This is a genomic window from Actinomadura sp. CNU-125 (genome assembly GCF_001942465.1).
Taxonomy (GTDB): Bacteria; Actinomycetota; Actinomycetes; order Streptosporangiales; family Streptosporangiaceae; genus Spirillospora.
This window is the reverse complement of the sequence record NZ_MKJY01000066.1, coordinates 1-22,195: the sequence shown is the minus strand read 5'-3', so window position 1 is coordinate 22,195 and position 22,195 is coordinate 1. Positions and strand designations below refer to the sequence as shown.

The 22,195-nt window shown below is 71.2% G+C and carries 27 protein-coding genes and 1 pseudogene; 8 read left to right on the top strand and 20 right to left on the bottom strand.

Going from position 1 to position 22,195, the window contains the following annotated elements:
• Positions 1–188: 188 nt before the first annotated feature.
• The 3 genes from BJF79_RS09335 to BJF79_RS66660 form a co-directional block, all read right to left on the bottom strand.
• Positions 189–416, bottom strand: coding sequence for a hypothetical protein (locus tag BJF79_RS09335; protein ID WP_075896302.1), 228 nt, complete (start codon positions 414–416; stop codon positions 189–191).
• A 74-nt stretch (positions 417–490) separates the two neighbouring features.
• Entirely contained in the window at positions 491–946 is a 456-nt protein-coding gene (locus tag BJF79_RS09330; protein WP_075896300.1) for a hypothetical protein, read from the bottom strand.
• A 257-nt stretch (positions 947–1,203) separates the two neighbouring features.
• Positions 1,204–1,818: a recombinase family protein gene (locus tag BJF79_RS66660; RefSeq protein WP_410050063.1), complete on the bottom strand. Its 615-nt coding sequence runs from the start codon at positions 1,816–1,818 to the stop codon at positions 1,204–1,206.
• A gap of 346 nt (positions 1,819–2,164) precedes the next feature.
• On the opposite strand from BJF79_RS66660, the gene BJF79_RS09320 reads away from it, so the two are divergent.
• From BJF79_RS09320 to BJF79_RS59080, 3 genes are read left to right on the top strand one after another with little or no spacing between them, the layout of a single operon-like run.
• A complete protein-coding gene (locus tag BJF79_RS09320; RefSeq protein ID WP_262401756.1) occupies positions 2,165–2,935 on the top strand; it encodes an RNA polymerase subunit sigma-70 in 771 nt (256 codons plus the stop codon).
• On the top strand, positions 2,863–3,177 hold the full coding sequence (locus tag BJF79_RS59085; RefSeq protein WP_262401755.1) for a hypothetical protein: 315 nt from the start codon (positions 2,863–2,865) through the stop codon (positions 3,175–3,177). Before BJF79_RS09320 ends, BJF79_RS59085 begins: the two co-directional genes overlap by 73 nt.
• A 4-nt stretch (positions 3,178–3,181) precedes the next feature.
• On the top strand, positions 3,182–3,898 hold the full coding sequence (locus BJF79_RS59080) for a DUF6069 family protein (RefSeq protein WP_075896298.1): 717 nt from the start codon (positions 3,182–3,184) through the stop codon (positions 3,896–3,898).
• Between the two features lie 279 nt (positions 3,899–4,177).
• On the opposite strand, the gene BJF79_RS09310 is transcribed toward BJF79_RS59080, so the two are convergent.
• From BJF79_RS09310 to BJF79_RS09255, 15 genes and pseudogenes are all read right to left on the bottom strand, one after another.
• Positions 4,178–4,615 carry a hypothetical protein gene (locus BJF79_RS09310; protein WP_075896296.1) on the bottom strand — a complete coding sequence of 146 codons (438 nt, stop codon included), beginning with the start codon at positions 4,613–4,615 and terminating at the stop codon, positions 4,178–4,180.
• Positions 4,612–5,229 (bottom strand): hypothetical protein, encoded by a 618-nt coding sequence (locus BJF79_RS09305; protein WP_075896294.1) that lies wholly within the window; start codon positions 5,227–5,229, stop codon positions 4,612–4,614. The genes BJF79_RS09310 and BJF79_RS09305 overlap by 4 nt, the downstream gene beginning before the upstream one ends.
• Positions 5,226–5,597 (bottom strand): hypothetical protein, encoded by a 372-nt coding sequence (locus BJF79_RS09300; protein ID WP_075896292.1) that lies wholly within the window; start codon positions 5,595–5,597, stop codon positions 5,226–5,228. Before BJF79_RS09300 ends, BJF79_RS09305 begins: the two co-directional genes overlap by 4 nt.
• Positions 5,590–6,027, bottom strand: coding sequence for a hypothetical protein (locus BJF79_RS09295; RefSeq protein ID WP_143219801.1), 438 nt, complete (start codon positions 6,025–6,027; stop codon positions 5,590–5,592). Before BJF79_RS09295 ends, BJF79_RS09300 begins: the two co-directional genes overlap by 8 nt.
• 53 nt (positions 6,028–6,080) lie before the next feature.
• The gene (locus BJF79_RS09290) at positions 6,081–6,485 is read right to left on the bottom strand and encodes a hypothetical protein (protein ID WP_075896288.1); all 405 of its coding nucleotides are present in this window, start codon (positions 6,483–6,485) and stop codon (positions 6,081–6,083) included.
• Positions 6,486–6,528: 43 nt separating this feature from the next.
• Complete coding sequence (locus tag BJF79_RS09285; RefSeq protein ID WP_075896286.1) at positions 6,529–7,035, bottom strand: single-stranded DNA-binding protein; 507 nt, start codon at positions 7,033–7,035, stop codon at positions 6,529–6,531.
• A gap of 88 nt (positions 7,036–7,123) precedes the next feature.
• Positions 7,124–7,975, bottom strand: coding sequence for a phosphoadenosine phosphosulfate reductase (locus BJF79_RS09280; protein ID WP_262401754.1), 852 nt, complete (start codon positions 7,973–7,975; stop codon positions 7,124–7,126).
• Between the two features lie 121 nt (positions 7,976–8,096).
• Positions 8,097–9,209, bottom strand: coding sequence for a DUF932 domain-containing protein (locus tag BJF79_RS09275; protein WP_262401753.1), 1,113 nt, complete (start codon positions 9,207–9,209; stop codon positions 8,097–8,099).
• Between the two features lie 29 nt (positions 9,210–9,238).
• On the bottom strand, positions 9,239–9,679 hold the full coding sequence (locus tag BJF79_RS55255) for a hypothetical protein (RefSeq protein ID WP_262401765.1): 441 nt from the start codon (positions 9,677–9,679) through the stop codon (positions 9,239–9,241).
• Positions 9,601–9,906 carry an ATP-binding protein gene (locus BJF79_RS50720; protein WP_262401764.1) on the bottom strand — a complete coding sequence of 102 codons (306 nt, stop codon included), beginning with the start codon at positions 9,904–9,906 and terminating at the stop codon, positions 9,601–9,603. The genes BJF79_RS55255 and BJF79_RS50720 overlap by 79 nt, the downstream gene beginning before the upstream one ends.
• Before the next feature lie 95 nt (positions 9,907–10,001).
• Positions 10,002–10,172 (bottom strand): annotated as a pseudogene (locus BJF79_RS66655) (ATP-binding protein); the annotation flags it as partial.
• Complete coding sequence (locus BJF79_RS50710) at positions 10,136–11,233, bottom strand: magnesium chelatase domain-containing protein (RefSeq protein ID WP_143219800.1); 1,098 nt, start codon at positions 11,231–11,233, stop codon at positions 10,136–10,138. The pseudogene BJF79_RS66655 and the gene BJF79_RS50710, both read right to left, overlap by 37 nt.
• Positions 11,234–11,270: 37 nt before the next feature.
• On the bottom strand, positions 11,271–13,400 hold the full coding sequence (locus BJF79_RS09265; RefSeq protein WP_075896285.1) for a DUF4192 family protein: 2,130 nt from the start codon (positions 13,398–13,400) through the stop codon (positions 11,271–11,273).
• The gene (locus BJF79_RS09260) at positions 13,401–14,375 is read right to left on the bottom strand and encodes a YqaJ viral recombinase family protein (RefSeq protein WP_083733288.1); all 975 of its coding nucleotides are present in this window, start codon (positions 14,373–14,375) and stop codon (positions 13,401–13,403) included.
• An 82-nt stretch (positions 14,376–14,457) separates the two neighbouring features.
• On the bottom strand, positions 14,458–16,158 hold the full coding sequence (locus tag BJF79_RS09255) for a ParB/RepB/Spo0J family partition protein (protein WP_083733287.1): 1,701 nt from the start codon (positions 16,156–16,158) through the stop codon (positions 14,458–14,460).
• A 717-nt stretch (positions 16,159–16,875) separates the two neighbouring features.
• Between BJF79_RS09255 and BJF79_RS59075 the strand changes: the two genes are divergently transcribed.
• The 5 genes from BJF79_RS59075 to BJF79_RS09220 all read left to right on the top strand — a co-directional run bounded on the left by BJF79_RS59075 (position 16,876) and on the right by BJF79_RS09220 (position 21,191).
• On the top strand, positions 16,876–17,973 hold the full coding sequence (locus BJF79_RS59075) for a hypothetical protein (protein WP_262401752.1): 1,098 nt from the start codon (positions 16,876–16,878) through the stop codon (positions 17,971–17,973).
• Between the two features lie 169 nt (positions 17,974–18,142).
• Entirely contained in the window at positions 18,143–18,625 is a 483-nt protein-coding gene (locus BJF79_RS09240) for a hypothetical protein (protein WP_158079131.1), read from the top strand.
• On the top strand, positions 18,625–18,849 hold the full coding sequence (locus BJF79_RS09235; RefSeq protein ID WP_075896275.1) for a hypothetical protein: 225 nt from the start codon (positions 18,625–18,627) through the stop codon (positions 18,847–18,849). Before BJF79_RS09240 ends, BJF79_RS09235 begins: the two co-directional genes overlap by 1 nt.
• 311 nt (positions 18,850–19,160) lie before the next feature.
• Positions 19,161–20,123, top strand: a complete 963-nt coding sequence (locus BJF79_RS09230) for an alpha/beta hydrolase (protein ID WP_075896273.1) — start codon at positions 19,161–19,163, stop codon at positions 20,121–20,123.
• 492 nt (positions 20,124–20,615) lie between these two features.
• On the top strand, positions 20,616–21,191 hold the full coding sequence (locus tag BJF79_RS09220; RefSeq protein ID WP_075896269.1) for a dihydrofolate reductase family protein: 576 nt from the start codon (positions 20,616–20,618) through the stop codon (positions 21,189–21,191).
• 39 nt (positions 21,192–21,230) lie between these two features.
• On the opposite strand, the gene BJF79_RS53025 is transcribed toward BJF79_RS09220, so the two are convergent.
• Positions 21,231–21,689, bottom strand: coding sequence for a hypothetical protein (locus BJF79_RS53025; protein WP_143219798.1), 459 nt, complete (start codon positions 21,687–21,689; stop codon positions 21,231–21,233).
• 144 nt (positions 21,690–21,833) lie between these two features.
• Positions 21,834–22,195, bottom strand: a 362-nt coding sequence (locus BJF79_RS55250; RefSeq protein ID WP_262401751.1) for a hypothetical protein, incomplete at its 5' end; no start/stop codon positions are given.

Sequence of the window (22,195 nt, the reverse complement as noted above, 5' to 3'; positions counted from 1 at the left end):
CCGGGTTCGGTGGAGGCTCCCGATGTGCCCCGCCTTTCGCCCGAGACAGGACGGCGCGCGCAACCTGTTCGACCGACGAGAACCCGTCGGCCGAGGGTGGCGGAGATGAAGGCGGAAGCATCGGCAACCTTTCTGGGCAGACGGAAGCCCGCCGGGCCGGTTCCCGGCGGGCTGGACGGACGGCTGGTTCAGGCGGCCGTGGTCTTCACCGCGGTGGTCCTGCCTCGCAGGTAGGACGTAGTGAACTGCAGGCCGACGGGCGTGCGGCGCCGGATGTTCACGATGTCGGGGGCCGCGTCGTCGGCGTCCACGGCCACCGCGTAGTCCCAGCTCTGGCCGGACCAGAAGATCTGGGCGGGGCGGATGTCGCCCATCGTGCTGGGAAGGCAGGTCGGGTCCTGCTGGTAGATCGGCATCGAAGCTCCTGACATGGGTGGGCCGGTGGGACGGAGCGGTGGGGGACGGCCGGGCGCCGTCCCCCACGAGGCGGTCAGGCGGCGGCCACCCGGTTCAGGTCGGGGACGAGGTAGGGAGTCAGGTCCTCGTTGCCCGGGGCGGCGCCCCACAGTTCTGGCCGGGTCAGGGACTTGAAGGCGATGATGATGAACTTGGGCATCGAGTGGATCGGTTCCTTGCCCTCGTTCTGCGGGTTGGGCCGGTAGTTCTTCGGCCGGTATCCGAGTGAGTCGATGTCGGCGACGATGGCGAGCAGGCGTTCGTTCACCATGAGTTCGCAGTCGGCGATGCTCTCGGCGAGCTTGCCCTCCGTGCTGAGGTAGATCCTGCGGGAGCGCTGCGGGACGAGCGCGACTCCGAGGGTGGCCTGGGGAATCTCGATCGCGAAGGAGAAACCGGCCCGTCGCCACGGGTTGTTCGGGACGGGGTGGAACTTGGGCGCTGCGGCGACCTGGCCGCGGATGGCGAAGGGGAACGTCAGCTCGAACATGGCGGTACCTCCTGGAGTCGGCCGGAGGGCGGCCGCCTCCGCTGGCGGCCTAGGTGTCCCGTTCCGGCTGAGTCGACCCCGGCCGTGCGACGGGCGGGACGGCAACCGCGCGTCCCTGCGGATTCCAAGATGTTTTCGCTTGCGAAAAGATCTTGGAATCCGCAGGAAGGGGCTCGTGGCCGCCTCGCGCTCAGCGCGGTTTCCGGCACGAACGGCGTGCGGCATAGTCGGCGTGCCGGAACGGGGGCCGTCGGACGTTACGGCGGTCGTTCGCCGGTTCTCCGGTGGTGGCCTCGAAGTCCTAGCTCAGACACCAGGGATACAAGTAACCCGCTGGTAGCTCTCTGGGCTCGGTGGCAGTGGTCTTCTCCGGCTGGCGGGCAGGCTCTTCTCCCGGTCGAGGTGTCCGTACACCGTCGACCGGGGGACGCCGAACATGTCGGCGATCTGCTGGACGGTCTTTCTCCCACTCGTCGTAGAGCCGCTGGGCGAGCGCAGCCTGGTCCGCGGTCAGCCTCGGCCGACGCCCGCCGATCCGGCCGCGGCCCGCGCGGCGGCGAGCCCGTCGTTGGTGTTCGCCACGATCCTCGCGCTGCAGTACGGACAGCATTCCGCATCGCCCGTCCCTCTATCGTGGAGGTGTCGATGCCCTGCTCGATGACGTGCAGCTCGATGCCGCGCCCGCGCAGGTCGGCACCGAGGGTCACCAGGTGCAGCACAGAGCGGGAGAGCCGGTCGAGCCGGGTGACTTTCAGCGTGTCGCTCTCGCGCAGCAACTGTAGGGCGAGATCGAGCTCCGGCCGGGATGCCTTCGGGCTGTGAATGTTGTCGCGGTCGACGCCAGCCCGGATGTCCACGGCCTCCGCCCCCATCGGCGCCCCGGCAGCCGACGGCCCGATCACCCCCGCACGCCGCACGCAAACCGTCCAAACCTCGTCCGAAGCCGTCAGCACGCCCTGTTCAACGACCTGCACCCGCTCACCGTCCATCGCCGCGCCCTTACCGTCGTGCACACGACTTCGGAAATCGACAACGCCGATGAGTGTCGACAGACGACCGTCCGCCGACACTCCGAAGTCGGGTAGCGGGCAGACGTCGTCGGCCTGGATGGCACGGCATGCCGGCTGCTCAGCCATGCCGACCGACCCTGGTGATGAGTTTTCGCGACCGCACCCGTCACATGTATGACCGGACAGGGTGAGACGGAAGGATGACGCGATGAGCGCGGACACCATGCAGGAGGAGTCGGGTATGAGCGGGCTGGGTACGCGCGGTCTGGGTGAGGCTGACGAGTCGCGGTTTTCGGGGCTGGCCGAGCGGCACCGGCGGGAGCTGCACGTGCACTGCTACCGGATGCTCGGGTCGTTCGAGGACGCCGAGGACACCGTGCAGGAGACGTTCCTGCGTGCCTGGCGGCGGCGGGAGACCTTCCAGGGGCGGTCGACGTTCCGGGCCTGGTTGTACCGGATCGCCACCAACGCCTGCCTGGACCTGCTCGCCAAGCGCCGCCCCGAGCCCGCGACCGGCGGCGAGGCGCGGTGGCTGCAGCCCTACCCGGACCGACTGCTCGACGAACTGCCCGCGGGTGACGCGGACGAGCCGGAGACCGTCGCCGTCGCGCGGGAGACGATCGAGCTGGCGTACCTGGTCGCGGTCCAGCACCTCGCGCCGCGCCCGCGGGCCGTCCTGATCCTGCGGGACGTGCTCGGCTGGCCGGCGAAGGACGTCGCGGAACTCCTCGGCGACTCCGTCAACTCCGTGAACAGCGCCCTGCAGCGCGCCCGCGCGGCATGCGGGAGCACCTGCCCGCGGAGCGGCAGGACTGGACCGGCGGAGAGGAGGACGCCACCATGCGCGAACTGGTGCACCGCTACACCGAGGCCAGCGTGGCAACGGACGTCAAGGCGCTCGCCTCGATGCTGCGCGACGACGTCCGCTTCTCGATGCCGCCCACGCCCGGCCTGTACGTCGGCCGCGACGCAGTGGTGAACTTCTGGATCGAGAGCGGCTTCGAGGGCATGACCGGCCTGCGCGCCGTTCCCACCTCGGTGAACCGGCAGCCCGCCCTGGCCTTCTACCTCTGGCAGCAGTCCGAGGGCGCGTACCTGCCGCTGACGATCGACGTCCTGCGCATTACCGGCGGGGCGATCACCGAGATCACCACGTTCCACGACGACCGGTTCCCGCAGCTCGGACTGCCGGAACGCCTGCCGGCCGACGGCACCGAGTGACCCGGTGCAAACGCTCGCGCTGCGCGCCGGCGCACGCATCGCCGTGATCGCGGAGGAATGGCACAACGCATTCTGCGTCGTCACCCGTGGCCGGGTGCAGTTGGAGCTACGTGACGGCGAGCCGGGGCCGGTCCTCGGACACGACGCCGCGTTCTGGCTCCGCGGCACCGGCGTCCGCGCCCTGCACAACCCCTACCGTCGCACGGCCAGGGTGCGCATCATCACTCGGCCCGGAAGCCAGGCCCTACCGAATGACAAGAGGAACGACACGAACAGCATGCAGGAAACCACCGTCGTAACCGACCCGGGCGTCGGCCGCAGCAGCCACCCCCACCGACTCCGCCGCCTCGTCCGCACCGGCTTCATCGCCACGCTCGCAGCGGCGGCGGCCACCACTGGCGCCGCCGCGCTCGCCCGGGCCGCCGGGGCCGACTTCGAGGTCCATGGTGGCGAGACCATTCCGCTGTCCGGCATCGCCGTCGTGACCGGCTTCTTCTCGGCCGTGGGCATCGTCATTGCCGTCGCCCTGCTGCGCCTGAGCGCTCGCCCCGCCGAGCGATTCGTGTGGACGGCCATGTCGCTGACCGCCATCTCGCTGATCCCGCCTCTTCTCTCCGGGGCGACCACGGCCACCACAACCGCCCTCCTCGGGCTGCACCTCGTCCCCGCAGCAGTGATGATCCCGACCCTGACGCGGAGTCTGGGCACCCGAGCGGGTTGACGATCTCTAACGGACATCTCCATCGTCGGTGCTCTCGGCCCGGTCTTCTCCATCCCGGCCAGGTTCCTGACCTCCCGCAGGCGGGCGCGATCGGCGAGGGTGGCCGATGGGGCCGAGGCCGACGAGGTGCGGGGCGGGGCACCGTGGATGCCAGGTCGAGGCGCTGTCCATGTCCAGGCGGAAGGTGCGGACTTCCAGGAACTACCGATGGGTTATTTGCTCCCCTGTGTCTGGGCTAGGACTTCGGGGCCGTGGTGCCGTCGCGCCGAGCCGGTGTTCTCAGATCCATGCGTAGCCGTGCGGCGCCTGCGGTGAGGTCTTGGCGAACGTGACGCGGGCGGCCGTCCGCACCGGTTCGCCGGTGGCCGCGATCTCGAAGCGGGGCGCCCGCTGCGGGTTGTAGGTGACGCGGATTCGATCGTGGAGGTCCGGTCCGGTGTCGACGTCGTGCACCAGTCCGATGCACCAGGCGTGGACGTTGCGGTGGCCGGTGCGCCGGCACCGTTCCCATCCGGCGCGGGACACCTTGAACTCGACGGCGCCGTCCGGTCCTCCGTGCAGCGTGATGTCGTCCACCTGGACGATCACCCTGCCCTTGTACTGTCCGGCCAAGGCGGTCACCGACCAGCGGCGGGTGTGCAGGTTGAAGTGGACCCGCACCCGCTGGCCTCGCAGCTCGTCGATGTCGCAGACCGGTGGGGGCGCCGTCCGGCTCATGCTGGCTTCTCGGACGACGAAGGGGCGGCGAGCCCCTCGTACCGCACGAGCAGCGCGCAGATCTCCTGGACGGTCCGGAAGGCAAGCCCGCCCAGCTCAAGGTCGCCGGTGGATCCGTCGCCGTACAGGACGATCCTTGAGGATCGTCCTCGTTCCCCGTACCAGCTCACGCCGGTGCGGTCGTCGTTGTTCTCGTGGCCGGGGACGACCGGGTCGCCGGGCAACGCGGCGAGCAGAAGCTCCACTCGGTCGGCGCGCTGTTCGGCTCGGCGGTTCCTTTCTCGGAGGTGGTTCTGAGCGGTCGTCAGGTCGGTGGTGTAGGCGGGCAGGAGGCGGCGGGCGATCTCTCTGGCGAACACCGCCGGGCCACGATCGGTGCTGACGCTGATCTCGTGACGCTGGAGTCTGACGCCGCGTTCGGCTTCGGGCGGGAGCGTGCCCGTGGCGACGATCCGGTGGCCGGTCCGGTCGGTCTGCAGCAGGATGCGGCGGCCATCGGGGTGCACGAGCGCGACGGTCTCGTCGAACGTCCCGGGGGCGGCGTCCCAGGGACCTGGCAGGTGGTCGGCGACCATCCGGCCCAGCCGGGGCCAGTCCAGGATCGGGCTGCTCATCTCTTCGCCTCCTCAGACGCCGGGTGCTTAAACGGACGTTTTGGCGAGTTCGGCTCCGTGCTGGGCGGAGCGTTCCTGCGGGCCTGCAGTTCGGCGAACGTCGGGACGCGCGCCATGTTGCGGACGCGCAACGCGATGCGAGCCCAGTCGCGTGCCGCTTCCTCCTCGGCTTGCTGGTAGCCGACGTCGCGTCCGCTCAGGAATCCGAGCCGGTAGCCCTCGGCGAACGCGCAGCGGTCGATGCGTCCTTCGAGTTCCGCTCGGCCGACGATGTCGGCGGCGAGCCGCTCGGCCCGCTCGACCAGGCGCCGCAGTCGCGTCTCGTCCGCGTCGTGGCCGCCGGACGCCGCGATGCGCGGGTCAGCCACGGTCTTCCTCCTTTCTCCCGAGGGCGGGGTAGACCGGGCGCAGGCCGTTCGCGGTGAGCGTCCAGATGCCCCCGTCGGCACGTGGACCGAGCGGCACGACCTTGGCCAGCCGCGGGAAAGGGATGACGTCGGCGCCGTCCTCGGGCGGATCGAGGACGAGACGTTCCGCTGTCGCGCGTGCGAGGACGCCGCGGGATCGGTCTCCGTCCTTCGTCACGGCCAGGACGCGCCGCCCCAGGTGGACGCGGACTTCGTCAAGAGCGAGCGGACGGGGCTCGCCCGACTGCTCTTCGGCGGGCCTCACCGGCGCGTCGGCGCGGGGCAGCAGCCCGCAGATGTTCGTTGCGATGTCGGCGTCGAGCTCATCGATGCGGACATCGACCGTGTCGGGGACGTCGCGCATGTGGATCGTCAGCCGTGGACCTCCCATGCGGCTCCACTCCACGGTGTCGGCCCGGATATGGGAGTCGGGGGGCGAGAAGTTCACCCGGGCCGTGGGGAGGAACCGCTGTACGCGGTCGGCCAGGGCGCGGCGCGCCGAAGCCGCCGCCGCCTGCCCTGCCTGGAACCGCTGCACGCGCTCCCACGCGGGCAGGTACTCGGGAAGCAGGCGGCGGCGGATGGCGGCGGCGATGGCCCGGGATCCCCGGGCGGTCGCCGCGGTGATCCAGCGGCGGGGCTCGTGGCCGTGGTCGCGGACGCCCCGGGAAAGCCCCCGAGGATCCGCATCCCGGCCGTGCTCCGGTGGTCGATGAACCGGATGCGCAGCCACGCCCCGTCGACGTGCAGCAGGACGCGTCCGCTCTCCGCGGGGTCGGGGGCGAGCGCGGTCCAGTCCTCGCCGAGGTGCTCTGCGATGTTCTGGGCGAGCTCGGTCAGGTCGACCATCTCGATGACCTCCTTACAGGTGCTGGGAGACGAGGGCAGCGGGTCAGAAGGGAGGCGCGTCGGCGGGGTCTGCGGCGGCGGTCCCGGCGCCCCAGTTCTGGTCGGCGGCGAAGCCGCCGCCGCCGGTCGGGGCGGGCTCGGCGGCCCGGCCGAACCCGCCGCTCCGTTCGGCTCCACCGGTCTGCCGGGCGGCCCGGACGACCTTGGCGGTGGCGGTGCGCAGCGACGGGCCGACCTCTTCGGCGTCGATCTCGTAGACGGTGCGCTTCTCGCCCTCGGCGGTGTCGTAGGAGCTCTGCTTGAGCCGGCCGGTGACGATGACCTTCATGCCGCGCTCGAGGCTCTCGGCGATGTTCTCGGCGAGCTGCCGCCAGGCGCTGCAGCTGAGGAACAGCACGTCGGCGTCCTCCCAGCGGCCGGAGTCGGCGTTGTACTTGCGGGCGTTGGAGGCGATCCGGAGGTTGACGACGGGCTGGCCGGTGGCGGTGAACCGCATCTTGGGGTCCTCGACAAGGTTCCCGACGATGGTGATCTTGGTTTCGTTGATCATGGGTTTCCTCCTGAATCGGTGAGGCCCGCGTCCGGACGAACGCGGGCTCGGTTTGTGCGTTTCGGTTGTGCGAGCGCGAGTACTTCGACTAGGTGAAGCACCATCCGCCGTCGCATGAGCCGTCACCGCCGTCCAGCGGCAGGGGTGCGTCGGTGGGGATGACCTCGCTCAGTGGCGCGTTGAACCGGGTGAACCAGACCGGGTCGCGGTCGAGCAGCCGCCGCCGGTGGTTGAGGGTCTCCTCCAGCCGGCACGCCCGCTCGAACAGTTCCGGGTCGTCCCGGCGCGTGTTCTGCCAGGCGGAGACGCTGCGGAACGGGCAGAACCAGCACGCCGAACGGGGCGGAACCGGCAGGCCCGCGGACGTGATGATGCGCGGGCAGTCCGCGCGGCGGAGCCCCATGTCGAGCAGCGGATAGACGAGCCGTTCGTGCGGGTCGCCGCGGCGGTTGTTCGCGCGGTGGATCTCGTCGACGGTGATGCCGATCGCGACGGTGGCCGGGTTGCCCGGCCCTGCGCCCTGCCGTTTGAGCCAGCGGCCGATGACGCGGATTTTGAAATCGGCTGTACAGCTACGAGTGCCTGGGGCTCCTGACGACATCCGGACCGGGATGGGGATGGAGCGCGATCCCTCGCGTGTGAGGCGGCCGTAGAGGGTCTCGATGGTGCCGTCGCGGCGGGTGCGGTGCAGCTCGATCAGCCGCAGCCCGTTGCGCCGGGCGAACGGTGCGGCGTGTTCTCGCAGGTAGGCGAGGGTGGCCGGGTTCTCCGAGTCGTCGCCGACGTTGGCGAAGACGAAGGTGTCGATCGGCAGTTCGCCGCGGGCGGCGAGCACGAGCGCGGCCGTCGACTGCCAGCCGCCGCCGAACGAGAACGTGGTGGGAGCCTCTCCCGGTGGCCAGAGCCGGATGTCGTCCGGCTGCTGCAAGGCGTCGTTCATGTTCCTCTCCGGGTACGGGACGGGGCCGCCGGGGCCGCCGCGTCGGTGCTCGTCGGGCGAGCGTTCGACGCGGCGGCCCGGGCGTCCGGTGTTCGGGGTCAGGTGCGGGCGGCGGCCAGCGTCAGCGCGCGCATGGCCTTGGTCTCCATCTCGTGGGCCGTGTCGGCGTCGTCGGTGGTGCGGGCGACGCTGGTGACGGCGTGCATGACGCCGCCCGCCGTGGGATCGCCGCCCTTGATGAAGTGGTTGAGGATCTCGGTGCGCTGCTCGGGCGTGAAGGCGAGCCGTTCGCCGAGCGCGTGATCGTCTCCTGCGGGTCGCGGACGGCCGTGCGCGCCGCCCGCTCGATCTCGTCGACCTTGGCCTCGACGTACTCGGCGCGGAGGAACTCGGCGACGGCGTCGCGGGTCTTGGAGACGATCAGGTCGAGGTTCCGCTGCTGGGTCTCGGCGCTCCAGGTCACCACCCCTTCCTCCAGGCGGCTGCCGAGGTGGACGCAGCGCATCGCGTCGCGGGTGATGGTCATGCCGTTGCGGCAGACCTGGACGACCAGGCGCGGGGTGAGGGTGAACGCGCCGCCGCCGACCTCGCTGTTGCTGATGACGAACCCGGCGAAGACGGTCGGGTTCTCGGCGCCCGATTCCCCGGTGAAGGGGGAGCGGTAGTCGTGCAGCAGCCGCGGGGCCATGACCCGGACGTGCTCGGACACGATCCGCACGTACATGCGGCGTTCGCTCAGGTCGCAGCCGTCGATGACGACCGGGACGCCCGCGCGGCGGACGCCGTCCAGGGTGGCCATCAGCACGTCGAGGTTGTCGACGCGCTTGTAGCCGTCGGACAGGAACGCGCGGGCGACGCCTCCGCCGCCGTCGCCGCGCAGCGCCCGTACCAGGTAGCGCTTGTCGGACGGCGCGCGGTGCAGCCAGCCGTTGAGGTTGGTGTCGTACAGGTCGACGGCCTCGGCGCGCATCTTGCCGAGGTAGCCGCGGGGGACGTCCAGCTTGGCGGCCAGGCCCTCGTCGCAGGTCGCGGTCGGCAGGTAGGAGCCGTTGGCGACGGTAACGCCCTCAGTGGTCAGCATGGGTTCGATGCCGTCCACGAGGAGGCGGCCCTGTTCGAAGGCGAGGTTGCGGGGGCCGACGACGACGTCGACCTTGTGGGCCTGCTGCCGTTCCAGCAGCGCGGTCAAATCTTCCAAGCCGGCGTTGCGGGCGGTGGTGAGCAGTGCGGTCACGGCCGTTTCCTTTCTTCGGGACGAGCGGGTCAGCTGTCTTCGCGGCAGGTGAGTTCGTCGGGCATGCGGTAAAGCTCGATCGCCTCCTTGACCTGGGCCGGTCCGGGTTCGGGGAGGCCGGCGAGGTCGGCCAGGGTCCACGACAGCCGCAGCACGTGGACGTGGTCGCGGAGGGGAGCGAGGTGCTCTCCGTGTTGGACCAGGGCACGCGTGGCCGGCTTCCCGGGGAGGAACCGGCGCAGCAGCACGGCGCGGGGCACGTCCTCGTTGGTCTTCCACGGGGTGCCCGCGAGGCGGTCACGGGTCCGCGCGCGGGCGGCCGCGACCCGTTCGGCCACCGTCGCGGTGCTCTCCCCGGCGTCGTCGCCGCCCTGATGCGGTTGCGGGCGGATCAGCGTCCGTACGGTGATGTGCCGGATGAGGCGGCGAGGTAGCCCAGCGGGTACTGGCGGCGGACGGCCGCCGGGCACACGCACTTGTGGTCGTCGTAGGCGGCTCTGCAGCCGCAGGTGGCCGCGCCCAGCAGCAGCTGGAACCGGGCCGGGAGCTTGACGAACCCGCCGGTCCGGGTGGTGAGCCGGGCCTCGCCGTCCTCCAGGGCGCGGTGCAGGGTGCGGACGGCGGACTGGGGCATTTCGGGTGCGTCGTCGACGAGCAGCACGCCCCGGTGGGCCAGCGGCATGTATCCCGGCCGCAGGCTCCCGACTCGGTGAACGTTCCGGTCAGCCTCGTCGGGACGGCCGCGGTGTGGTGGACGTCCTCGAACGGGGGTTCGTGGCTCAGCGGCGCGGCAGGGTCGAGGGTCTCGGCGACCGAGCGGATCCTGGCGTTCGTCAGCGCTTCGGTCTCGTCCAGCTTCGGCAGGACGGCGGCGAGCGCCTCGGCGACCAGGGACGCACGCGTGGGCGCACCGCGCGTGGCGGCGATCAGCATGTGGTGTCCGCCGACGGCGGCGACCTCCATCGCGCGCCTGATCTCGGCGGGCAGCGGCATGTCGGCGAGATCCGCCGCCCGGACCCGGGGCCGGATGCCGGGCATCGGCTGCGACGTCCCGCCGTCCTCCGGCGTGATGTCCGGGCGGCCGTCGGGCGACCGCAGCCAGAGGGACGTGCGCTGGCGTTCGCCCAGCTCGTCCAGCGTCCGGGGCGCGAGGATCCGAAGACCTGGGACGGCGGCGGCTTCGGCGGCGTTGCCCGGCGCGACGACGAGCGTGGACGCTCCCCGTTCGGCGGCGGCCAGCGCCACGGGCAGGCGCCCGCGCCGGGTGCAGGGAGCCGGTCGAGACCGAGCCCGGCCGCGAACACGGTGCCGTCCATGCCGTCCGGCGGGAGGGCCCCGGCGGCCGTCAGGATGCTCGCTGCGATGGCGAGGTCCAAGCCCTGCCAACTCTTGGTGAGCGAGGCCGGATACAGGGTGACGGTGATGCGCCGCCGCGGCCAGTCGAACCCGCTGTTGATAACGGCGGCCCGGACGCGGTCGCGGACTTCACGCTCGCGGCCCTGCAGGCCGATCAGGTGCAAACCGGGCGTGCCGGGAACGATGTTCGCCTCGACGGTGACCGGGAAACCTTCGATGCCGACGGCGAGGCCGGCCATGACGGTGACCGTGCTCAATTCGTGCTCCTTTTGGGTCGATGGATCGATCGGGCGTGCGGCCGCGCGTTCCAGCGCGGGGTGGTGACCGGCGTCGAACGCCATGACGAACTCCGCCGCGGCGGACGGGAGCCGGCGGTCGAGCACCGGGGTGCCGCGGCCGGGGCGCCGCAGCCGCACCCGGCGCCGTCCGACCTGCACCCGGTAGCCGGGCGGCAGGCCGGCGGACAGGTAGCGGGCGAGCGGGCAGTCGTCGGCGTCGTCGCGGACGCCGCGGACCCGGCGCGCGCAGGAGGCGGGCGATCTTGCCCGGGCGGCCGGGGAGGCGGTCCAGCCGCCGGTTCGACAGCCGGACCGCCGCCGCGTCCGCGGGCTCGGAACCGGTGGACATGGGACGGCTCCAAATGAAGGGCCCGGCCCCCGCTGCGGCATGCGCAGGTGGGGCCGGGCCGATGGCCGGGACGGCGGCTCAGTCCGTGGGCGGTTCCGCCACGGCGGCTTCCCGGCGCAGTTCGTCCTTCTCCTTGCGGTAGGCGGCGGTGACGTCGCCGGGGTGGAAGTCGGGGATGTCGGCGGGGTGGATTCCGCTCATGGAGACGTTCCGCAGGAGGCTCGCCGCCACGTAGCGCGGGTCGGCTTCGTCGGCGCGGTCGAGCGCCAGGTTCACCATGGCGCCGTCGCCCTGCCGAATCGCGATGTGGGCGAGGATGCACGCCGGTGCGGGCACGAGGTCCTTGTCGTCCCCGGCACCGGCGCGGCGCACCATCTCGGACCAGAACTCCATGGACCGTTGCTTGTCGGCGTCTTCGGCGTGGCCCCATGCCAGGTCGCGGGCGTAGTTATGAGTGCCGATCAGGACCAGGAACCGTGCGAGTTCCGCGTCGTCGAAGGAGTCGGCGGGCGCGCCGTCGCTCACCCTGCTCAGGACGTCGGGGATCAGCCGCTCCGCTTCCTCGAACGCGTGCAGCCGACTGGCCGCGTGGCCGAGTCGCTCGGTCTCCTTGGCGAGCAGGGCGGCGGCCTCGGCGAGCGCCGCCGCGATCCGCTCGCCGGCCCGGCCGTCCGGCGGGGTCAGCCTGGCCCGCAGTTGTTCACGGCTGCTGGCGATGGCTTGCCCGCGGAAGACGGCCAGGGCGGCGGCGCTGGAGTCCGTGCGTACGGCCTTGCCCTCGGGCGGGCAGCATTCGGAGTCGGTGCAGATGTAAGACCAGTAGCGGTCGTCCTGCACCCGGACGAAGTCGAGGACCTGCACACCGGCCGTCTTGAGCCGGGTCTCGACGATGGTGCCGAACGGGGCGACCGCCTCGGACGTCCCGTACCCCGCCAGCACCACGGCGGGGATCCCGTTGCGGCCGAGCACGGACGCGATCTGCTTCCCGATCCCGGACGCCCGGGCGTCGCGCTCGTGCACGGGGTCCTCGTCCGGGGCCAGGTCGATCCGGATCATGGGATTGGGCCTCACGCCCTCGACGCCTTCTGTGGGGCTGAGCCCCAGGACGACCAGGCTGTGCTCCGGCGGGAACCCGATCATGTACGGGACCAGGCCGAGGAGCTCGCCGAAGTCGGTGACCTTCAGCGGCCCCTGATCGTCGAACTCGCCGCCGAGTTCGGGACGGGCGTCGTGCATGCGAACCTCCGAAGTTGATGCGGGAACGCCGAAGGCCCGGCCGGAGCCGGGCCTTCGCGATGCGGTCGGAACGTGTCGGTCAGTCGGGTGCCCGCGTGCTGGCCGGGAGGGGGCCGCCCTCTGGGCGTCGACAGCAGCGGACTCGGTCGTCCTGCTCGCCTTGGAGAGGCGGCCGGTGACCGCGGCCGGGTCGGAGCCCGGGTCCAGGTCGACGCGGACCCCCTCGTCGGCGGCCAGCGCCGTCGCCAGCCCGGACGCCTTGGGCAGGACCTTGGCCAGCCGCCGGATCATCGTCTTGTGGGCCATCGCCTCGAAGGCGTCCTCCCAGGCGTCGAAGGCGGCGGGCTCGCGCGTCCCGGCGGCGCCGTACCGGTCGCGGTGGGCCCGCATGTCGGCGTGGCTCATCGGGTCGGTGAGCGCGTACCCGCCGCCTCGCAGCAGCGCGCGGGCGTAGTAGGACACCGGTTCGCCCCGCGCGCCGTCGCCGGTGGGGACGTGCCGCAGCCGGTCGCCGTTCTCGCGGAACTCCAGCAGCCAACCGTCGCCGGAGAACCGGGTCCGCGCGCAGATCGAGGCGATGTGACCGGAGCGGTAGGCCAGGTCGAGGTACCCCTGGTAGCCGATGACGAGCCGGGCACGGTAGCCGTCCGCGTCTGGGTCCCAGCACGGCAGCGGCCACGCGTGCCCGAGGACGGCGGGCCGCAGCCCCAGCTGCGCGCAGGTCATAAGCGCGCCCAGCACGCTGTCGGGCTCGCACTGTGCGAGGCGGGGCGTGATGCGCAGGCACGTCAGTGCGTCCCGGACGAGCCGACGGGCCTCACCGCCGCGGGGCATGGCCGCCTGGAAGGCGTCGTGCATCGCCTGGATCTGCTCGTCCAGCGTCGCCGCCTTGGCGTTCTCGCCGAACGCGGTGCCGTCGGGAGAATGCGCCGCGCGCCGGTCGGCGACGCGTTTGCCCAGGTCGCGTCCCATCTACGTCAGCTCCTTCGGCAGCTTGTTGGAGAACTTGCGGTACTCGGTGGTGCGGCGGGCGGCGTCCGCCGCGGCGGGGAACCTCGCCTCGAGGACGTCGCCGTCGTAGCCGGTCTTGGACGCGTTCGCCCACGCCGCGATCGTCCGTCCGCGGTAGGTCGCGACCTCGGCGTCGCCCATCAGGTGGGTCAGGCCGGTCTTGGCGCGCTTCTTGGCGGCCGTGGCGATGCCCTCCTCTTGGTGGGCCCGGTCGTAGTCGCGCGCCAGCCGCAGGCCGCGCTCGCCGACCTCGACCGTCCGGCCGGGCTGCGCGCGCGGAAACATGCGGTTGACCAGCTGTTCCTCGGCCTTGCCACCTTCCAGCGGCGGGGGAGTGCGGGCTTGGACCAGCGCCCAGAACTCCCGCTCGATCTCGCGCATGTCGGCGATCAGCCGCTCGTCGCGCTCGACCCGCCGGATCAGCGGCGGCGCGCCGCCGACCTGCGCGGCCACCCACGCGTGCGGCAGCCCGGTCACGTCCAGGTAGTGCTGGGTCTGCGCCTCGGCGCCGTCGGCGATCTGCCCGCCGTCCCACTCCGCGCGGCGCCAGTGCCCGGTGTTCTTGATCTCCAGCAGGCCCCCGTCGGCGGTGAGCCGGTCGACCGACGCGAGCTGCCACGGACGCTCGACGTTGCGCAGCAGGCCGCACCGGACGGCGCCGATCCCGGTCCGGTGGGTGAAGTACTCGGCGATCGCGGGCTCGACGAACCGTCCCCAGACCATGTCGTCGGTCTCGGGACGTTCGACCTCGGCGCCGGTCTTGGCGAGGTAGACCGCCAGACGCGACGACCACGGATCGAGACCGAGGACCGCGAGCACGTCCGAACCGCCGATGCCGGACCGTCGTGCCTGCAGCCACCGCCGGCGCGGCGCGTCCGCGGGCAGTACCGGCTCGGCGGCCGGAGTCACCGATGTGGTGGCCAGAGCGAGAGCCATCGTCTTCCTCCTTTCGATGAACGCGAAACGGCGCCGCCGCGTCCGTTCTCGCGGACGCGGCGGCGCCGTGGTGTTGTCGGGGTCAGGCGGCTTCCTGCGCGGTCTTCTCCACGTCGGTCTGGGCCGGGTCGATGCCGGTGTAGCGGGCCCCGGCGATGACGGCCTTCTCGATCGCGGTCGCCTCGTACCCGCACGCGACCAGGAACTCCAGGTAGACGGCGGCCTCGGTGCGGCTGCAGTACGGGTTCGTCCGGTCGTCGGTGCGCCAGGTGTTGCTGCGGTCGGTCTTGACCTTGCCGCCGACGTCGGCGATGTCGTACTCGAACGCCGCGGCGAGCTGGGCGAGCAGCAGCGTGTGCAGCCGTCCCGTCGCCGCCCGTTCGGCCTCCCGGCGCGCCTCGTCGAACGATTTGCCGGTGAACTCGGTGAACAGGAACTCGTTGCGCCAGGACCCCAGCCCGCCCGGCACGGGGGTGGGCATCTCCAGCAGCCGCCCGGTCACGAAGGCCGCCGTGCCTTTGGGCGCGGACCGGCGCCGCAGCAGCTGCGACAGGAACTTGCGGCGGTGTTCGGCGGCGGTCGCCCACTCCCGGTTGAACCGCACGACGTCCCGGCGCGGCGTCTCCTCCGGCTTCTTCACGCCCGGCGCGGCCGCGGCGACCCCGTTGCTGCGGACGGTGTGCCCGTGCGCCGCCGCGGACCGGCAGTAGTACACCGGCTCGGGCACTTCGCCCCGCCGCACGTACACCCCGGCGCCCGGACACCCGCGATGCTCCTCGCCGGTCAGCTCCCGCCCGTCGTGCCGCAGCGAGTCCAGCCGCCACGCACCCATCGGGAGCCCCTCGGTGACGTTCTCGCCCGCCGCCGCCAGCTCGCCGCGGACGCGAACCCGCTCACCCAACGCCGGGTCGGCGAACGCGTGCCCGTACCGGATCGGGTCGGTGCAGTAGTGCACCGGCTCGGTCAGCGATGCGGGGAACCACGCCCCGCGCCCGGGGCAGCCCCCGTGCGCCCCGGCCTCCAGGACGTCCTCACCCGCGCGCAGCGCGCCCAGCTCGACCGCGCCGTCGGGGAGCTCCTCGCTCACGGCCACGCCGTCACCGGTGAGCTGTTCCACCAGCCGCCGGTGCTCGGCTTCCTCGGCGCGGGTGCGGCGGACGAGCCCGGCGACCGCTTCGAGCGGCTCGCCGTACCGCGCGGCCGCCAGCAGCCGTCCCGTCGCCTCCTCGTCGTCCTGGAACTCGGCCAGGATCGCCAGCTCGGGGACCGTCAGCTCGTAGTCCTCCGCGACCGTCTCCCGAACCCGCTTCCACCCGTCCGGACCGAGCCGTCCGGCCTTGAGCACCTGCTTGACCTCCACGGCGGTGAGCCCGGTCGCCTTGCGGATCTCGGTCCGGCTCGCACCGGCCTCGGCGGCCAGCGTCAGAGCCTGCGTCTGCTCGTACGGGCTGTGGTTGGTGCGCAGCGCCGGGTCGTTGGCGATGTACTGCACCAGATGCTGGCGCCCCGCATCACCGCTGGGCCCGGCGTCCACATCACACGGAACCTCACCGACCCCGACCTTGCACGCAGCCGCCCAACGACGGTGCCCCTCCAGAATGAGGAAGCCGCCGCGCCCTTCGGGATCCGGCGTAACGTGCAGGGCCTCGATGACCCCGGTAGCCGCGATCGACGCCAGGAACTGGCGGTTCAGGTCCACCTCCGCCCGAACATGCTCGGGATGCGGCTTCAACCGTTCGACCGCGATCACGACGCGGGCACGTTCCGATGCTGTGGTGCTCATATCGTGAGCGCCTCCAAAAATCTCTGGGGGCAGCGCCCCCGGTTCCTGTCCGGCGAATCCCCCACACCTCGCCGGGACGGGGCCTGCAACCCGACGTCTCGGCGCCCGGAAATTTTTCGGACGACGCAAAACACTCCCGCCCCCAACGGGCCGACCACGATGACCGCGGCACTCCCACACCGCAGGGCCCTCACGAGCAGCGGAACGAAAAAATTCCGGGCGCCGAGCGCGGGACAGCGCCCGAGCCCTCCACTGCCACCGACGCGAGTCGGGTTGCAGGCCACGGCACGGTGAGGTTCATTCCTTCGCCGGACAGGAAACCGGGGGCGTGTCAGCGCCGCCGAACGGCGCATCAGAGCACCATCGCCGTTCGGTCGGAAAGCCCTATTCCCATCGATGCGCGCGGCCGAAATACGGCAGCCGCAGGGGCGCAGCCGACATCTGATCACGGACAACACGTGCGCACTGCACTCATGCTGATGTCTCCCGGCACCGTGTGCGGCTACTCGCCCAGGCTTGGGGGAGCGGTGGCTACAGGAGTTCCCCGCCATGAAGTCGAGGAACAGCGGATAAGCACGCTTTTCAACACTCTGCAAGAGGTGGACTTCCGCACGTTCGAAGAAGCCTCTTCAGGACGACCCGGCTTAAGTTGAGGAGTCCCGGTGTGTCCAAGATCATCGCCGACGGGCCACCGCCACAGCCTGAGAGGGGCTCGTCATGGAAGGTGGCAGCGGGAAAGCCGGACTGCTCACTCCGCTCAACACCCGGGGCCATAAAGTCGCCGTCGCGACCTTCATGGTGATTGTGGTGGCGCATTGGGGCGAGCATGTGGTCCAAGCGGTCCAGATCTGGGTGATGGGCTGGCCGACGCCCGAAGCACGAGGGATCCTGGGAATTCCGTTCCCCTGGCTGATCGAGTCGGAATGGCTCCATTACGGATACGCCTTGGTGATGCTGATCGGCCTGATCATTTTGACGCCGGGTTTCACCGGCCGATCTCGAACCTGGTGGACGCTCGCGTTGCTCATCCAGGCCTGGCACCACATCGAACACCTGATCTTGCTGATCCAGGCCACGACCGACTCCTACCTGGGCGGGCGTCCGGTCCCGACCAGCATCATCCAGCTGCTCATCCCCCGGGTCGAACTCCATCTCTTCTACAACGCGATCGTCACGGTGCCGATGGTCGTTGCCATGCTGCTCCACCGGCGCCACGCCCGGACGAACGCGCCGACATGGCCTGCGCCTGCGCCGTCGCGGACAAGCCGAGACAGCAGCCGGTCCGCGCATGAGGGCGCGCCCGTCCGCCTTCGACATCATGCTGATCATCGCGGGCGCCTGCTCCTGGCACTTGTGCTTCCGGGCGTTCCCCAGGTAATCCGTGCAGCGCGAGCGGACGCGGGCGTCCACGGAACGTTCCGCCCCCAAAGCCGGAACTGCATCAGCCACCCCGGGCACACCGCCTGCACCTGGCAGGGCCGCTTCCAGTCCGCGGACGGAACGATCGACCGGCAGGACGTCTACCTTTACGGAAGCGGCCCCGGACTGCGGACGGGCATGCGGGCAGAGGCCAGGGACGTCGGCCGCGCCGGTCACGTCTACCTCATGGTGGGCAGCCGCGAGTGGATCCTCACCGCGCTCCTCACCCTGGGGGCTCTCGCCCTGGTCCGCAGAGGCGCCCGCCCGCTGTGGGCCGGCCACTCCACAGGCGGGCGCAGGCGACAGCGTGCGGTTGCCGAGACCGGAGAGGAAAGCTACGCACCGGACGCCCGCTCCGCTTCGTCCTCAGCCGACCGCCCACACCCGGACATATGAGGTGCCCCGCTGTACCCGAGCGTTGTCGGTTCCGAACACGTATGGCGACGGCCTCGGAGCCGACGCTACTCATTCCTGAGAGGGAAGCGGGTGAACCGACCGGGGGAGGCGCGGGGAACGTCCGTGGGGTGAAGCTCGTGGCATGACGCTCACGAGACGGATGCCGTTGGTGGCGCCCTTGTGGATCTCGGCCTACTTGGTGCTGCGCGTGTACTGGGCCGCGGCCGGGACGCCCGGCGGGCTGTCTCCCGTGGAAAGCGACCTGGTGGCCTTCACCGGCTGGGGTGCGGCCGTGCTCTGCGCCGTCGCGGCCGACGCCGGGTTCGTTCTGCTCCGCACCGACCTGGACGGAGTGCCGCGGCGGCTGCTGCTCGGCACGGCCTGGGCGGCGAGCCTCGCGCTGGTCGCTTCGTCGGCGCTGCTGCTGCTCGACGTGATCGGCGCGGTGTTCCCGGGACTCGGGATCGAGTTCTATCCGCTGGGCGCGCTGAGCCGCGCGGCGTGCGCGGGCGGCGGAGTGCTCCTCGGCTTGTTGACGCTGGCCTACCAGCGGCGGCAGGGCCGCGCGCGCCGGTCGTCTACACGCGGCCGTCCTTGTGGGCTTATGCCGCCGCGTGCGTCGCGGCGGGGATCACCGTCTACTTCGGGTTGATGCTGCTCCAGATGTTCTGGGAGACGCTGCACGGCCGCAACCCCTTCCCACCCGACGGCGACATGGCGCTGCCGGAGACGTTCTTCTGGGTGGCCGTCCCCGCCTACTGGGGGGCGGGACTGGCCGCCGCCGCTCTCGCCTACGCGCGCCGCACCCAGCCAGCCGTGCCGGAGGGCTGCAGCGAACCGTCGAGCGATCCGCTGGCCAGCAGGGCGGCCTGCTGAAAATCCACAACCGCCCAGAGAACCGAAATAACCGCAGCTCCTGCGCGAGCTTGGCGACATCTCCGCTTCCCCGATTCCAGCGACCGAGCGAGTGAGGAGGGGAGGTAGGCCCGGGCAGCTCAGGCGGCAGTCGGCCGCCATGCCTTCCGCAGCCTCTGCGGTCTGGTCGGTCTCGGCTTGGCGGTGCCTCTCCCATGATCCGAACTGCGAACAGACCTTAGGCGCCTCTTACCAGATAGGGCCTGGGCGGCTCGAGCTTCGGACGGGGGCTCCGGTAGCGTAGCGGCCTAACGCTTGCTCGGGAGGTGGACATGGGACAGGTCGTGGAGGAGCGGCTCGGGGTGGGGGTGCCCACCCGGGTGTTCACCTTCTTCTTGCGGTTCTGGTTGCGGCCGCTGATGCGGTATGTGCTGTTCACTCCGTTCGGGATGCGGTTGTGGAAGGCGCTCGACCCGCTGTGCGCGGTGATGGTGACGCCGCCGGGGACACGGCGGGCTGCGGTGCGATTCGACGGGTTCGGCGCGGAGTGGGTGCTGGGGCCCGGGGTGAGCGCGGCCCACGGGCAGGGGCGGGTGATCCTCTATCTGCACGGGGGCGGGTTCGTGGTCGGCGGTCTGCGGACGCACCGGCGGATGGTGGCGCGGTTGTCGGCGGCGTCGGGGGCACCCGCGTTGTCGGTGGCCTACCGGCAGCTGCCCGGCACGACGCTGCTCGAGTCGATCGCCGACTGCGCGGCGGCGTACGAGTTCCTGTTGGACGAGGGGTACCGGGCGGAGGAGATCGTGATCGCCGGGGACTCGGCGGGCGGGTTTCTGACGTTCGCGACCGCGCTCCAGGCCGTCCTGGACGGGCTGCCCGCGCCCGGCGGCCTGGTGGCGATGTCGCCGGTGACCAACCTCGACCACACCGACAAGCTCGCGCACGCCAACCTGCTGCTGGACCCTTACATCCCAGGCGCACTGCTGCCGGAGCTCACCCCGATGCTGCTCGGCGGCCTCGTGCTGGAACCGCTGCACTCGCCCGTCAACGGGGCCCTCGCCGCGATGCCGCCGACCCTGATCCACGTGGGGTCGACCGAGGTGCTGCTGGTGGACGCCGAGTTGATGGCCCGGCGCCTGTCGGACGCCGGGGTGCCCGTCAACCTCGTCGTCTGGGACCGCCAGCCCCATGTCTTCCAGATCTTCGCCGACTTCTGCCGCGAGGGCCTGCGCTCCATCGAGGAGATGGGCGCCTTCGTCCGCGACCTGCCCACCGCCGACGAGAAGGTCGCCTAAGGCCTGTTTCAAAGTCGACTGCCCTACTTTGGGTAGCGGGATGATCCGGCCGAGTATCAGCGCTAAACGCTGAGCCGCAGTCAGGCGTCTGGTCCGTGGATGATGCGGTGGACGGTGGAGCGGCCGACGCCGTACTCGCCCGCCAAGTCGGCGAGCGACACCTCATCAACCCCGTAATCAGGCGATCGATCGGCTGCACCAGAGCCTGTACGCAGTGCTGTCGCTGCGGCAGCGGGCGATGCTTGAGTTTCCGGGGAAGTCTCCGGAATTCGCGCGACCCTCGAATCCTTCAGCCGTCGGGGCGCCGATCCCGGCCTCCCCGTCGCCATCGCGCACCTCGAACGCGGCTCGCCGCGGCGATCGTCCGGAGACCCGTAGCCGGTTAGGAAAAACGTCGTGGGTGTGTCGATCCGTCGAGCCCCCGTTCGACCTTTGGCCGACATACCCGTCCAGGGCGCCTGCCGCGGACGCGCCATCAGAAGGAGCATCGCCATGGGGTTCATCAAGTCCAGCCTCTTCATCTCGCTCGACGGCGTGATCGAATCGCCGGAGACCTGGCACTTCCCCTACTTCGACGACCAGATGGGCGCCGTCGTCGGCGGGCTGATGAACGAGGCCGAGGCCACCCTCCTCGGTCGGCACACCTACGAGGGGTTCGCCTCCTACTGGCCGGACGCCGACCCCGCTGACCCGATGACCGAGGCCATGAACAGCGCGCGCAAGTTCGTGGTGTCCGACACCCTGACCGAAGCGACATGGCAGAACTCCTCGCTCATCACCGGCGACGTCGCGGCGAAGCTGACCTCGCTCAAGGCGGACACCCGGCTCGGCACCACCGGTAGCGCCACGCTGGTGCGCTGGATGCTGGAGCAGGGCATGATCGACGAGCTGCACCTGCTGGTGCACCCGATCGTCGTCGGACACGGGGCGAAACTGTTCACCGACGGCCAGACCGTGCCCCTGAAGCTGCTGTCCTCAACGACCTTCGAGGCCACCGGCGTCGTGCACCTCGTCTACACCAACGCCGACGCTCCCAAGGAAGAGCCGCCCCCTCCCACCGCCTCCTGAACCGGGCTCCGTCGTACGCCTCACCCCGACTGCCGAGAGTCACCCAGCACCCCCGGCAGTCGGGGCACCGCCCCCGAGTTCACGACCTGGACGGTCGGCCACGGTGTTCCAGGACTCGAACCGGCCGCCCAACAGGTATCCCCGACTATGCGCGCCCGACCGGCTCCGCCCGCCGGTGCCGACAGATACTTCGGCAAGGTACTGCGCGGCGCCACCAAGGGCACCCGGCTGGCGCGGGCCTCTCGGCGAACGCCGCTGCCCGCTCGTCGGCGATCCGCTCGATCCGCGGCCGCAGCCGCGCGTGCGCCGCGCCGCCTGGGCGCCCGGCGGCGTGATTCCGAACCGCGCGTCCGTCAGCACCCGGGTGACCGCGTCGAACGACGTGACCAGCCATGCCCGCCGTCCGTCCGGTGCCGACACCTCCGCGACCGGCGGCAGCCCGGTGTACGCCGCGGGCGGCATGAGCGGATCGGACCGGTCGAACGGCAACGCGAGCATCACAAACCTTCTCGTCTGGCGACGTCGGGACCGGTAGAAACGCTGACGTCGCGACAAGGTCAAGCAGCGCCCGCACACAGCGCCGAGAGCGGATCGTCACCGCGAAGGATGCCCTCCTCGGCGGAGTCCTTCCCGCTCGGACGGCTACCGCAGGGTGTGTGCGACGGCGGTGATCGCGCGGGCCAGTTCGAGGCCGGCCTCGGGGCTGTGGCGGTCGCCGACGCGTTGCAGGATGAGCATCCCGTCGTCGGCAAGGACCGCGCCTGCGCCGTCGGTGAGCGGCACCCCGGTCGAGTCGCCGATGTCGGTGACCACCGGCAAGACGAGGGCGGCGCGCAGCTGGGAGGCGGTGTCTGTTGCACTGTCGGCTCGCGCGGTGGCACGGTCGGCGCGGTCGGTGGCCTGGTCGGCGGCCTGCTCGGCGCGGCCGACGCGGGCCTGCAGTTCGGTGAGGCGTCCTTGCGCTTGGGCGGTGTCGGCGACGGCGGCGTGCCGTGCACGGTCGG

Excerpts from the sequence above, each read along its gene's own strand:
- BJF79_RS09255 (WP_083733287.1), bottom strand. The coding sequence starts at position 16,158 with ATGAGCACCACAGCATCGGAACGTGCCCGCGTCGTGATCGCGGTCGAA.
- BJF79_RS53025 (WP_143219798.1), bottom strand. The coding sequence starts at position 21,689 with ATGCTCGCGTTGCCGTTCGACCGGTCCGATCCGCTCATGCCGCCCGCG.
- BJF79_RS59085 (WP_262401755.1), top strand. The coding sequence starts at position 2,863 with ATGCTGCGCGACGACGTCCGCTTCTCGATGCCGCCCACGCCCGGCCTG.
- BJF79_RS09265 (WP_075896285.1), bottom strand. The coding sequence starts at position 13,400 with ATGGGACGCGACCTGGGCAAACGCGTCGCCGACCGGCGCGCGGCGCAT.
- BJF79_RS09320 (WP_262401756.1), top strand. The coding sequence starts at position 2,165 with ATGAGCGCGGACACCATGCAGGAGGAGTCGGGTATGAGCGGGCTGGGT.
- BJF79_RS66660 (WP_410050063.1), bottom strand. The coding sequence starts at position 1,818 with ATGGGGGCGGAGGCCGTGGACATCCGGGCTGGCGTCGACCGCGACAAC.
- BJF79_RS09285 (WP_075896286.1), bottom strand. The coding sequence starts at position 7,035 with ATGATCAACGAAACCAAGATCACCATCGTCGGGAACCTTGTCGAGGAC.
- BJF79_RS09330 (WP_075896300.1), bottom strand. The coding sequence starts at position 946 with ATGTTCGAGCTGACGTTCCCCTTCGCCATCCGCGGCCAGGTCGCCGCA.
- BJF79_RS09335 (WP_075896302.1), bottom strand. The coding sequence starts at position 416 with ATGCCGATCTACCAGCAGGACCCGACCTGCCTTCCCAGCACGATGGGC.
- BJF79_RS09290 (WP_075896288.1), bottom strand. The coding sequence starts at position 6,485 with ATGGTCGACCTGACCGAGCTCGCCCAGAACATCGCAGAGCACCTCGGC.
- BJF79_RS50710 (WP_143219800.1), bottom strand. The coding sequence starts at position 11,233 with ATGCCGCAGCGGGGGCCGGGCCCTTCATTTGGAGCCGTCCCATGTCCA.
- BJF79_RS09235 (WP_075896275.1), top strand. The coding sequence starts at position 18,625 with ATGCTGCTCCAGATGTTCTGGGAGACGCTGCACGGCCGCAACCCCTTC.
- BJF79_RS09280 (WP_262401754.1), bottom strand. The coding sequence starts at position 7,975 with ATGAACGACGCCTTGCAGCAGCCGGACGACATCCGGCTCTGGCCACCG.
- BJF79_RS09220 (WP_075896269.1), top strand. The coding sequence starts at position 20,616 with ATGGGGTTCATCAAGTCCAGCCTCTTCATCTCGCTCGACGGCGTGATC.
- BJF79_RS09310 (WP_075896296.1), bottom strand. The coding sequence starts at position 4,615 with ATGAGCCGGACGGCGCCCCCACCGGTCTGCGACATCGACGAGCTGCGA.
- BJF79_RS09305 (WP_075896294.1), bottom strand. The coding sequence starts at position 5,229 with ATGAGCAGCCCGATCCTGGACTGGCCCCGGCTGGGCCGGATGGTCGCC.
- BJF79_RS09295 (WP_143219801.1), bottom strand. The coding sequence starts at position 6,027 with ATGGGAGGTCCACGGCTGACGATCCACATGCGCGACGTCCCCGACACG.
- BJF79_RS09260 (WP_083733288.1), bottom strand. The coding sequence starts at position 14,375 with ATGGCTCTCGCTCTGGCCACCACATCGGTGACTCCGGCCGCCGAGCCG.
- BJF79_RS59075 (WP_262401752.1), top strand. The coding sequence starts at position 16,876 with ATGGAAGGTGGCAGCGGGAAAGCCGGACTGCTCACTCCGCTCAACACC.
- BJF79_RS09230 (WP_075896273.1), top strand. The coding sequence starts at position 19,161 with ATGGGACAGGTCGTGGAGGAGCGGCTCGGGGTGGGGGTGCCCACCCGG.